The sequence below is a fragment of the Desulforhabdus amnigena genome (assembly GCF_027925305.1).
Lineage (GTDB): Bacteria > Desulfobacterota > Syntrophobacteria > Syntrophobacterales > Syntrophobacteraceae > Desulforhabdus > Desulforhabdus amnigena.
On sequence record NZ_BSDR01000001.1, the window covers coordinates 3,900,998 to 3,913,188 of the forward strand.

General features: G+C 51.8%; 7 protein-coding genes. 4 read left to right on the forward strand and 3 right to left on the reverse strand.

Going from position 1 to position 12,191, the window contains the following annotated elements:
* Positions 1-5: 5 nt before the first annotated feature.
* Entirely contained in the window at positions 6-827 is an 822-nt protein-coding gene (locus QMG16_RS16625) for an ABC transporter permease (protein ID WP_281796044.1), read from the forward strand.
* The gene (locus tag QMG16_RS16630; RefSeq protein WP_281796046.1) at positions 824-1,861 is read left to right on the forward strand and encodes an ABC transporter ATP-binding protein; all 1,038 of its coding nucleotides are present in this window, start codon (positions 824-826) and stop codon (positions 1,859-1,861) included. Before QMG16_RS16625 ends, QMG16_RS16630 begins: the two co-directional genes overlap by 4 nt.
* Before the next feature lie 236 nt (positions 1,862-2,097).
* Here QMG16_RS16630 and QMG16_RS16635 read toward each other — a convergent pair whose 3' ends face one another.
* Positions 2,098-6,807 carry a hypothetical protein gene (locus QMG16_RS16635; protein ID WP_281796047.1) on the reverse strand — a complete coding sequence of 1,570 codons (4,710 nt, stop codon included), beginning with the start codon at positions 6,805-6,807 and terminating at the stop codon, positions 2,098-2,100.
* A gap of 107 nt (positions 6,808-6,914) precedes the next feature.
* Complete coding sequence (locus tag QMG16_RS16640) at positions 6,915-7,520, reverse strand: VanZ family protein (protein ID WP_281796049.1); 606 nt, start codon at positions 7,518-7,520, stop codon at positions 6,915-6,917.
* Positions 7,521-7,835: 315 nt separating this feature from the next.
* On the opposite strand from QMG16_RS16640, the gene QMG16_RS16645 reads away from it, so the two are divergent.
* Positions 7,836-8,927 carry a S1C family serine protease gene (locus QMG16_RS16645; protein ID WP_281796051.1) on the forward strand — a complete coding sequence of 364 codons (1,092 nt, stop codon included), beginning with the start codon at positions 7,836-7,838 and terminating at the stop codon, positions 8,925-8,927.
* A gap of 49 nt (positions 8,928-8,976) precedes the next feature.
* Complete coding sequence (gene gpmI / locus QMG16_RS16650) at positions 8,977-10,638, forward strand: 2,3-bisphosphoglycerate-independent phosphoglycerate mutase (RefSeq protein WP_281796053.1); 1,662 nt, start codon at positions 8,977-8,979, stop codon at positions 10,636-10,638.
* A gap of 102 nt (positions 10,639-10,740) precedes the next feature.
* Here gpmI and QMG16_RS16655 read toward each other — a convergent pair whose 3' ends face one another.
* Positions 10,741-12,138, reverse strand: a complete 1,398-nt coding sequence (locus QMG16_RS16655) for a CDP-archaeol synthase (protein WP_281796055.1) — start codon at positions 12,136-12,138, stop codon at positions 10,741-10,743.
* Positions 12,139-12,191: the final 53 nt, after the last annotated feature.

Sequence of the window (12,191 nt, forward strand, 5' to 3'; positions counted from 1 at the left end):
GAACGTTGAAAAACGAAACTGGATTGCGGGCTGAGGATCGTCCCAGACGAGTCGATCCCTTCTTCTGGGCCGCTTTCATTTGCAGTACCACTGTTGTGGTGTTCATTGTGCTGCCCCTGACTGAGATGATCTTGCAGCCTTCGTTTCGCGATCTCTGGAAGGCGCTCGAAGATCCGGATGTTATTCGTTCTATCGGGCTCAGCATCTACACCTCGAGCCTTGCGTCCATCGTCTCTTTTATCATCGGGACCCCGTTTGCCTACCTTCTTGCCCGCAGGCGGTTTCATGGAAAAGGATTCATCGAAAGCCTCATCGATCTTCCCATCATGATCCCTCACCCGATCATAGGAATAGCCATATTGAGCCTCGCGGGCAGGAATCACTGGCTCGGCAGGCTCATGCAGGAAGCCGGCATTCACCTCATGGGCACCGTTACCGGCATCGTAACGGTCCTCACCTTCGTCGGATTGCCCTTTTATGTGAACGCGGTAAAGGCGGGATTCGAAGCTGTTCCGGCACGCCTGGAAAATGTCTCGAGGAGCCTCGGAGCCTCCCTTGCGCAAACTTTTTTTCGGGTGACTTTTCCTCTCGCCCGGCGGAGCATGTTGGTCGGTTTGATCCTGTGCTGTGCGCGGGCCATCAGCGAGTTCGGTGCGGTCATCATCGTGGCTTATCACCCGATGATTGCGCCCGTGATGATTTACGAGCGCTTCACTGCCTACGGGATCAGGTATTCCCAGCCTGTAGCGGTGTGGCTTATCTTCGTCTGCCTTCTGCTGTTCCTGGCTCTGAGGCTGGTGTCGTCGGTGAGGGAGAAGTCTACATGATCGAGATCGATGGGCTGAGTATGGAGCTTTCCAGCTTTGCGCTGTACAATATTAATCTCTCCGTCCGCAATGGGGAGTTTTTCACCCTTCTTGGTCCCACCGGAGCTGGAAAGACCCTTATCCTCGAAGCCATTGCCGGAGTATCACCCATCAATGGCGGCTGTATTTGCCTTGACGGCCGGGATGTCACCCGCCTCCCGCCTGAAAAGCGTGGTGTCGGAATCGTATATCAGGACTATGCCCTCTTTCCCCATCTGTCGGTGAAGGAAAATGTTGTCTATGGGCTCCGTTACAGGAAGATCGATCCCGAGGAATCTTCAGACTGGGTCGATTGGCTCGTGGAGCGTCTGGGGATAAGATCCCTCTTGAATCGTTTTCCGCCCACTCTGAGTGGTGGCGAAAAACAGCGCGTGGCCCTTGCCCGTGCCCTTGCCGTCCGTCCGTCTCTCCTCCTTCTCGACGAGCCCCTCTCGGCCCTCGATCCCAATTTTCGGGAGGAGATCCGTGAACTGCTCAAAAAACTGCACAGGGAGCTCAAAATTACCTTCCTGATGGTCACCCATGATTTTTCTGAAGCACTTTTTCTCAGTGAACGGTCGGCCATTATCAACAATGGGAGAATCGAGCAGGTCGGCCCCATTTCCGATGTCTTCAACAAGCCATCCTCACCTTTCGTAGCAGAGTTCGTAGGGATGAAGAACGTCTTTCGGGCAGGCTTCAACGGCGCCAGAGCATTGCTGGATGATTTGGAACTCCACCTGTCGAGGCCACCCGACGGACATAAAGACTACATTGCCATCCGGCCCGAAGATGTTTTGATCGGTGTGGAAAGCTCTTCTCCAGGCAATGCCAACGTTTTTCATGGCGAGTTGTGCGAAAGGATCGATCGGGGGCTTTATCTTGAAGTCTCCATCCGAAGGGGAAACCTCCTTTTCAAGGCAGTGCTCACCAAAAGAGATTTGTTCGAGAGGAACCTACAGGAAAGGACAGAGGTGAGGGTTAGCATCGACCCTTCTGCAATACATGTTTTTTGATGAGGATGGATCTTTGGGAGCGACGCAGGGAGTGTGTTCAAACAGAGGGATAACACCGTCTTCCACGGCGATGCCGCCATTCTTGGATCAACTACCCCAACTGGGGGCACTGCCAACTGTGCCAACTGTCAACTGGGAAAAGCCGTGTTTTCAGGTTCAAAATCATCGCTTTAAAACAGGCATGTTCCATGCCGTGATAGGCCATGGGGCTGAGGGAGAAGTCAGGGGCAGGAAGATCACTCGTTCATCTTTTGGTCCAGGTATTGGGCGATGAGGGATTCGTATTCCTTGCCTACATAGGAACGGTAAGAAAAGAGTTCGTACTTCAGTTTCTTCCAGTAGTTCAGGATGCTCTCCTTGGAGTCGAGGGAATTGATTTCCAGGTAAATGGAACCCAGATAAATGTCTCTCAATCGGGAACGGTGGAATTCGAACATTTCTTTTAAAAGGAACTGCTGTTCCTCAGAGAGATGCAAGTCCCTGATCTTTTCCTGCATTTCATTCTGTATTTCGTAAAATTCCAGAAAATTTGAAGCCTTGTTCAGGCGAGACTGAAACGCCTTCAGTATCTGTTCACTGATTTTCTTCTTCTGCTCCTCGAAAGCTTTTTCCAGCTCCTCTTCGAAATTTTTCGTATCGTAAGGCAGCTTTTCCTGGAGCTCCTGAATCATGCCCTGGTAGCGCCTCACCAGATCGGCATGATTCCAGATGTTTGCCAGGGACTTTACCATGAGATCGAACTGAACGGCATCGTGATATTTGGCCCGGACGGCTTTTTCGTTGGCGCTCGAGTGAAAGTAGAGCTGGCCGTAGCCTTGCGGGAAAAGGATCGCCTTTCCATCCTCGATGCAGTGCTGAGGAAACGGGAACTCGCGAAGAGCATTCAGGAGGACTTCATGCCTCCGTTCGATATTCCGGCTCAACTCCCTTAAATTGATGAGACCGCCTTTTTCTTCCACTCCGAAATGATAGTGAAAGGCCTGAAAAGCAATGAGGAGCATTTTGATGCATTCCTCCGTTTCCAGGAACCGGGAAAGGGGGGTGAAATCGTAGATCCGCATCCCTCCTCCAAGATGATCCAGGCAATAGAGGAGATAAAATCGGACTTCGTGGCTCAGAGAAGAAAGAATGTCGAAAAGCTCTTTGGCCTGCAAAAGCTGTTTTTCGAAAGTCGCAAATCCGACACTTGTGAGTTTTTTCTTGTGATAGATAAAACTTACGGGCCTTTTCAGGAGATGCAATTGCAGGTCGGCATAATCCACCCACATGACGCCCATAAGCCTCAAAAGGCGTTCGAAGGCAGCTCGCTGCCGCCCCCGCCAGAGGGCCGGGTCTTCCAGATCACCCTCCACAAACCCACAAGCACGCATTTGATCCGAGAGTACCTCCTGCAGATCAGGGCAGATCAGCTGAAAATCAGGTAGCACTGTCGCTCCCTTTTCTCTCAGGAACGCTCTGAGCCACTCTTTCCAATCGCTTCGAGACCGGATGATTTCAAGGGCCACAGACCTGTAGAAGAGGAAGTTGTCCAGAAGGTCCGATACCATGAGACCTTCCTGTACGGCTGAAGCGGCCAGTATGGAATGAAGTACAAATGCGTCCAGCAGCAGTTCGTCACGCTCCGCCGTATAGCGTTCAAGGGCGATGATGGGCTCTTCGCCCTGAACGACATGGCCGACTAAACCGTGATGGCGGACCAGGTGGATCACCATCCGCTTTACTTGAGGATCCAGCTTATACCTGTCCAATAGATGGGTCTCCTGGAGCACGAAGGCCCCCTGTTCCGCATGGGTCCAGTGGGCTGTCGAGTTCCCTTCCTGGGCATCGACGCAATAGCCTTCGATTTTACCGATCTCCTGAAAGAGAAGTGCCAGGGTGAAAGACTGGTAGAGTGAGGCCTGCTGCTGAATGCGCTCCACCAGGTATTCCAGGATATCCATCTGGGCGTGCGAGGCTCCGATTCCCTCTTCAGCAAGCGGGCCGAATTCCTGCTTGGCGAACTGGTAGAACGTGTTGGGATCTTGAAAGGCATTCCGGTCCTTGAGGACCAGCGCCTGAAATTTTCCAAGACACCGCATGACATAGCTCCCCAAAGATTGCTTCCGGCGGGTGGGCCAGTTTTCCAGGAGATTTCCAAGAGCATGGAATTCCGGCAGGAAAAAGCGCAGGATATCCGGACAATGCTTGGCTAGGATGCTGATATTGTCATAAATTTCTTCGGGGATGAAAATCTGGCTCTGTAGAATGGATTTGAGGCGGTCTTCTATCTTGCTGATTTCGCGGTCTTTGGCATCTAGACCATCCTTGCCCTCGAAAAGATCGCATTGGAGGGTGCAGCCTTCCCGTTGCAGGTACTGGTGGAAGCTTGCCAGTTCCGAAAAGCGCCGTTCCATCTCTTGCAGATTCTTCAGGGAAATCCCTCTCAGCTTCTGGGATTCGAAATGGGAGAGCAAGGCTTCAATTTGCTGAATATTTTCATCGACGTCCACATAGGAAATATCGATGGCGTGGGTAGCGGAATTGAGCATGATGCGCAAACCGCTGTCGAAGATGAAAGCGGGGCGGCCATCGGAGAGGGCTGCCTTGATTTCATCAAAAAAACTGGGACGCAGTTCCTGGATCGGGATACGCAGCAATGTCTCCTTGATCTTATTGATACGCGGTTCGCGGCGGCCCCTCGGACTTCCCGCAAGAATGGGATTGAAATTGATCACATGCCTTTCCGAGGAGTTCACGGCGATCCAAAGCAGGATAAATCCTGCCCGAGTCCCCAGCTTTGGGAAAAGATGGCCGGTTCCGTGAAACTCCGAATCGAGGAACTGCCGGAAAAAATAAGACTGGCCGAAAATATAGTTGGACATGAACAGCTGTTTGAATTGCTCGGCAATCCTCGCCAGTTCAAGGGCGCTTTCCAGGTGGAGCAGTTTATCGTTCTGGTAATCGCAGATCACCTCTTTTTCAAAAGCGCTCTTGCGCATGAATTCCCTCCAGTTGTCCAGGAATTCGAAGAGGTTGAAAAACTTCATCATTTCGCGAATGGCTTTGTTCTGCACTCCTCCGAGAGCACTGATGCGCAAGTCGTGGAGTCTGTCCCAATCCAGCTGGGAATCCGTGGCCACATTGATGGCATCGTCGTAGAGTCGATAAAGTTCCCTCGCCTGAGCCGGGGTGAATGCGTCTCCCAAAGCCCCCGCGATTTCGGCCATGCTCATGAGGCGGCAAACGCGCAGAAGATCGAGAATTTCCTGGTGATTCCCCTCCTTGGCCCTATCCGTGATCGGCTTCAACGTCTTGGCCGGAAGCTTTCCGAAAACGATGCGGCTCATGGTCGTGTGACCCACCACGATGAGGAGGATTTCCCTCAGCTGCGCGGGAGAAAAACCGTGCAGGGAAAGCTTGGGGATGTTTTCCAGGATGGGAGTGAATTGCCCCTCTATGGAATCGGGATTCAGAATATTGCGGCTCTTTTCCAATAGCCTCAGTTGGCCGAGGAGCTTCACCACAGCGCTGAACCGTTCGTTCTGACTCCGAAAAGGATTGCTCAGCCGAGTTCGCTCCAGCTCGGAAAGTCCATGAAATTTATTGTTTCTGATGTCGATCAGAATCTTCAAAACATCCAGCACATAGCGAAAGGTGTTGCGATATTCGGCCACGAGGGGCAAGCTGCAGCCTTCCATTCCAGAGGCTCTGATGTCCTCTTCAAGTCCGGCGAGGGCCACTTCCGGCTGGCGTGGTGTCCCCACGAAGACGAAAAGGCTCTCGGGCAGCTCCCGGTCCATTTCCAGCCGCTCTTCCCAGTACTGGTGATGGTGCCTCGGAGACTTTCGCTTCAGGGTTTTGGAGACGAAATAGAGTTCGAAAACCTTCTTCCACTGCTTTTCCGGATTCTTCATGTAGGTTTGCGGCAGCCGGAGGTTGAGATAGGGCAGCTCGTTGACTTCCTCGATGGAGAGTTCTTCCGGTTTGTGGTGGTTGAGCAAGCCTTTGAGGTGCGGATCGAAAAAAGCGAATCGGTTCAGATAGTAGTGAAAATCCGAAATATGAATGTCCATGGAGTCTTGAAAGGAATGGCCTTCATACTTCTTTTTTGTCTTGAAGGTATGGGAAAAAAGAAGGAAAAACTTGAGATCCTCGTCGGACTTGAACCGAACATGGCAGCTCTGATCCTCCTGGGGCCCCGGAGAGTGCGCCAGCACATGGATCTTTCCATTGGGTTCCAGGATGTCGTAAATCTTCCCGGCAAGATACATGGCGTAATAGGAAAGACGCTTACGGCTCATGGGACGCTTGGAAGCCCCCGGAAGCTGCTGCTCCAGAAGATATTCAAAGGGATCTTTGGGAAGAATGACAACATCCAGGGGAATACGCCAGGAACGGAGTTTTTCTATGGATTCAAAAAGGAAAATGCGATGGCTCGACAGTCGCGCCCTCAGTTCATGAACGATGAGATCGTGGCTTGCCGTAAGCAATCCGATATCCAACCGCTCCGTTCGCGTTTCGAAGATGTGTTGGATGATGAGTTCTTCGATTTCATCGGCTTTTGTTTTGATCTCCTGGAGCGAGTGCGCCACAAGATTGATGGGAATGAGGAAATAGGGTTTGCCTGCTTCGCTGAAACGGATGAGAAGTCCCAGTTTTTGGTAGATGGTGTTGAGATGCCTGGCGTTCCTCCCGATCACCTCGCAATCTTGAAAGTCGAGGCTCTCCAGAAAATCCGTATCCGCCCTGCTCAATACACTCTGTTCGACCAGACCCAATCCATAGGCATTTCCCCCAAACCGGCTGGGGAGAAAACCGGGATGGTCTTCTGCCGCAAATGTGCCTATGGGCACATCCTGAGGATTGATGCCAACCCGCACATAGTCTTCCGGCTTGATCAGGCGAAAAAAAGTTTCCTGAGATTCAAAGGACTTGGACTGCCAGGCAAATTTTTTATCGTTCATCATAACTTCCACAAAAGCCGCTGGAGCTTTTCTATGATGTGACTCAGCGGCAAAGATTTCATCCGCCGGAAAAATTGTTTTTGTTTTTCATATCACAGGATTTCTGAATTTCAATTCAGTGCAACAGCTTCTTGTTTGATCTTTTTTTGAATGTATGCTGTCGTCAGAAAAATGACAATGCCCATACTGAGCCCCAGTAGATCCAGAGACAGATCCACAAAACTGGGGGTCCTGCCTGGAACGAAAGCCTGGTGTATTTCGTCCGACACACCCCAAAGGATCCCTGCCGCGAGGACTCTACTCGCAAAATTCAATCTCCCTCGCTTTTTCAGGATGGGGTACCAGCCCCAGCACAAAAAAATTCCAAGGGTAAAATATTCCAACGGATGGAACAAACTGGCATTGAAAGAAAGACTCACATTGGAAAAAGACCGCTGGGAAAGAGAGAAAATAAATGCCGCATAGAGAATTCCAGGAACCCACCAGTGCCAGGGATTCAATCGATTGCGCCGCTCGTGGGCTCTAAAAATCCATGCAATGAAAGCCCCCATGAAAAGAAGGGAGATGGAAAACGCAAGTTCTTTCAGATCGATGCGGTACAGTTTTGCAACAAACAAGGAACCCACTGCCTGCCCCGCATAGATGAGAGCGATCCAGGTCCAGGCGGATACAGTCGTCAGGCTTTCAATTTTTCTAAAAAAATCGGATAAAGGCATAAAAACAGATAGCCTTCTCAGGGGAAAAATCCGCTTCCAATGTAGAATTTCGTTCATAAGTCATTATTTGTGCTCATGATAACCTTGCCAGGAGATTCACTCTACCATTAATGGCCAAAAACACTAAGCTATAATTTGCCAATCCGCCATGAAGTTGTTAAGGTTTTGTGGTCTTGAAACGCTCCGGTATTTCGTGGAATTGGAGCGCAACCCCACGGAGTTCCACGCTGAAGCAGGGAAAGAGGATCGAAAGCGGCTGTAAAAAAAATCTGCGAAGATCAATGGATGGGAATGGAAAAAACGCGGAGGGGAGATATGTCTGCAGGTACGTTTAGGAAGTGGTTCGTGACGCATCTTGTCCTGGGTTTTGCCGTCGTAAGCGCGATGGGATCGGCTGCCGCCATGACGGAGGACGAAAAGAACAACATAGAGTTGTATGAGCGGCTGGCTCCAGGCGTGGTGAACATTACGAGCACTGTTCTGGAACACGATTTCTTTTTCAATGTCGTCCCTCGACAAGGGGCTGGTTCGGGATCGGTCATCGATTCCAGGGGGTATATTCTCACCAACCACCACGTCATAGAAGACGCCAGCAAGCTGGAGGTGACTCTGGCCGACGGAAAGAAATATACCGCCAGGCTCATCGGCTCCGACCCCGACACGGACATTGCCGTCGTAAAAATTGACGCCACAAGAGAAAATCTCGTAGTGATCCCCATGGGTTCCTCAGCCAACTTGAAGGTCGGCCAAAAGGCCGTCGCCATAGGAAATCCCTTCGGCCTGGGGCAGACACTCACCACCGGTGTCATCAGTTCCATCGGGCGCACCTTACGCTCCACGACGGGAAGGCTGGTGGAGGACATCATTCAGACCGATGCATCCATCAATCCCGGCAACTCGGGGGGCCCCCTGATCGATTCCTCCGGTAAAATGATCGGCATCAACACGGCCATTTTCAGCCCGACAGGGGCCAATGTGGGAATCGGCTTCGCCATTCCCATCGACACGGCAAAACGGGTCGTCGACGAACTCATCAACAAGGGCTACTATGCCTACCCATGGATGGGCATCTCCCTGATGACCCTCTCGGCGGATATGGCCGAAGCATTGAAGCTTTCCGTGGATTCCGGCGTGATGGTTGTGGAAGTGGTCCCGAGAGGTCCGGCCGACAGGGCGGGAATTCGCGGCGGCACTTCACGCGCTCAGATCGGAAACAACATTGTTGTAGTGGGTGGTGATATCATCGTCAAGATGAACGGCAAGAAAGTGAGCGATGCCGATACCGTCATTCGGGATATACGCAAGTTCAGGCCGGGGGATCGCATCCAATTCGATGTAGTTCGCTGGGATGGAAGTCGCAAAAACATTACTCTCATACTCGGCGAACAGCCCAAAAGTTCCCGCTGAAAGAGACTTTTGCAAGTGATATTCGAACCCAATAGAAAGGTCGGTACCCATGAAAAATAAAACTCTCTTCAAGCATCGGCGTCCCCGCCCTCTGACTTTTGTCGTCATGGACGGAATCGGTTACCGTGCGAACCCTGAAGGAAATGCCGTTTCTCAGGGTTATACTCCTCACCTGGACTGGCTTCTCGCCAACTGCCACTATACGTTGTTGAAAGCTCATGGCACCGCGGTGGGCCTGCCTTCCGATTCCGACATGGGAAATTCCGAAGTGGGACACAATGCCATCGGCGCAGGACGCTTTTTCCCTCAAGGGGCTCGACTGGTCAATGAGGCCATAGCATCCGGGAGCATTTTCGAGGGAAAAGGCTGGCGGCGCTTGATCGATTTTTGCCGCAAGCACGATGGTTCCATGCATTTTATTGGACTTTTCTCGGATGGCAATGTGCACAGCCACCTGGACCATTTGAAAGCCATGCTCAAGCATCTGGCTCTCCACGACAAAGTCTTGCGAGCCAGAATTCATATTCTGTTGGATGGAAGGGATGTGGGAGAGACTTCCGCACTGGATTATGTCATTCCCTTCGAATCCTTCCTGAAAGAGATCAACCGGCAGGCCGGCGTGGATTACCGTATTGCCAGTGGCGGCGGCCGGATGAAAGTCACCATGGACCGCTACGAGGCCGATTGGAACATTGTCGCGCTGGGTTGGAAGACCCATGTGGCGGCCGAAGGACGCACTTTCGGTTCAGCGCAGGAGGCCATCGAAACCTACCGCAAGGAGAAGCCGGGAATTATCGATCAAGATCTTCCTCCCTTTGTCGTTGCCGACGGTTCCGGCCCGGTGGGCCCTGTGAAAGACGGAGACTCCGTCGTCTTCTTCAACTACCGGGGGGACCGCGCCATCGAGATCAGCCGCGCTTTCGAAGAGCCCGATTTCGATAAGTTTCCGCGCATCCCTTATCCCAATGCCGCCTATGCCGGAATGATGGAATACGATACGGAAGCCCATATCCCAAAGAATTACCTGGTGGAACCTCCCGTCATCGGCAACACCATGGGGGAATTCCTCTGCAAGGCGGGCATGCGGCAGATGGCCATCAGCGAAACCCAGAAATTCGGTCATGTGACTTACTTCTGGAATGGAAACCGGTCCGGGCTTCTCGATCCAAACCTGGAGGAATACGTCGAAGTGCCTTCAGACAGGGTGCCTTTCGAGGAACGCCCCTGGATGAAGGCGGCGGAAATCACGGACCGTGTGGTCGAAGCCATCGGTTCGGGGAAATTCGACATGATCCGGCTCAATTATGCCAATGGGGATATGGTGGGACATACGGGGGTTTTCCAGGCTGCGCGCATCGCCGTGGAAACGGTGGATCTTTGCCTGGGAAGGCTTATGAAAGCGACACAAAAAGCGGGAGGCATCATGGTCGTCACTGCAGACCATGGCAATGCAGAAGAGATGTATGAATTGGACAAGAAAACAGGCAAACCCAAATACAACGAGGAAGGCAAGCCAAAGGCCAAAACCGCCCACACACTGAATCCGGTGTGGTTTATCGTCTACGATCCCTCAGGGGAATGCGCCTCCCTTCGCTTCAACCCCGAAATCAAGGAACCAAAGCTTACGAACATTGCTGCGACATGTTTTCAGCTCCTGGATCTGGAGCCACCCGAGCTGTACGATCCGCCGTTGTTGATGGCCAATGGCTGATAGCTCCCGGCTCATGGAAAGGAATGAGGAAACAAGCTCGGGAAAGAACGATGCGGCTTGCGGGAGGGGGCTTCCCGCTTCAGTTTTAGCAGGAAGCACCCGTCACGCCGCGCTTCTTTTCAATCGAATCACCAGCACTTCACCGCTGCAGGCAAAACGGACCGGAACCCCTGAAACACCGACCCCGCAACTGGTATAACCCGCCATGTTCCCGTATTTCCAGCTCCCCTCACAGAACCGCCGCGGCGCACTGCTGTGAGTGAAAACAGGCCCCACATAAGGAAGCTTTATCTGGCCGGCGTGCGTGTGTCCACACAGATACAGTTTGGGCCCGTACGCCTCCGCTTCCTTGTAGACCTCGTTGGAATGCGCCACAAAGATGCAAAATTCCCCGCGAGGAACATCTTCGAATGCCTGCGCCAGATCATGACACTTGTAATAGTGGGGATCGTCCACTCCCGCGATCCAGATGCGATCTCCGTTTCGTTCAATAGGTAAGGCGTCATTTACCAGAAAACAGACTCCACATTTTTGGAGGGGGCCGACAATTTCAACACAGTCATGATTGCCCAGAACGCCCAGGATCCCATCCCTGCTTCGAATCTCGGGAATTACCCGGCGAAGGTGCGACAAAGCTTCTGCAAAAGGACCATGGGTTTCCATCCGGAAGTCCCCACCCAGGATGCAGAGATCGGCGTTCACTTCTCGCAGCACGACCTGCAGGTTTTCCGTCAAACCTTCCAGACCGTCCAGGTGAAGATCGGAAAAAAAGAGGATCTTATAATCGTCGAAAGAAGGCGGAAGCTCCGGAAAAGAGAAAGTCACCTCATGCTTTCTGATCTGCAGAGCATTGCGCTTGCCCTTTTCATAAATCCCCAACGCTTTGAAAGCCGTTTTCATGAGAATATGATAATAAAGGGAATCTTCGAAATTAACGAAATGATGCAAGGGATTGGAAGTAATCTGGCAAGAACGGAACTCTCGCAGACGGACCCAGGAATTCACGGGTCTGGGATAATTCGGAAAAGGTTTGTCCAATAAAACCGCTTTAAAAAACAATGACCCAACATAAGCGCCCACACAAAAAAAGGCGAGAAGCAGAAGAGTTTCCCATGCGCTCAGGTCAAAATAAGGGGTAATGACAAAAAAGGGGAAAACTCCTTCGAATACCTGATCCAATCCGGCGAAAATACTCCCACTCGCCATTCCAAGGCGCCTCTTGATAAAGCTCGAAAGGAGGTCTCCTCCCATACTGAGTATCCCGGCCAGGAATCCAATATACCAGGGGAACCCAAAGATCAAGCCTACCATCCAGCCCATCAGTGTTGCGGAATAAACACCTCTGATCGTCTTATGGGGTCCCAGGATGGGCTTACCATCCCCAAAAGTGCGCCCACGGTCCAGCGGAGCATTCCACTTGTCATGAAGGAAGTGGGCAAGAAGCGGGGGGGCCAAATTGATGGACCAGATCAGAAAGAGAATCTTCAGGAAGAGGATCATTCCGGTAATCGCTTATTTTGTTTAGGAGTAGAGAGATATTTTTAAGGAAAAGA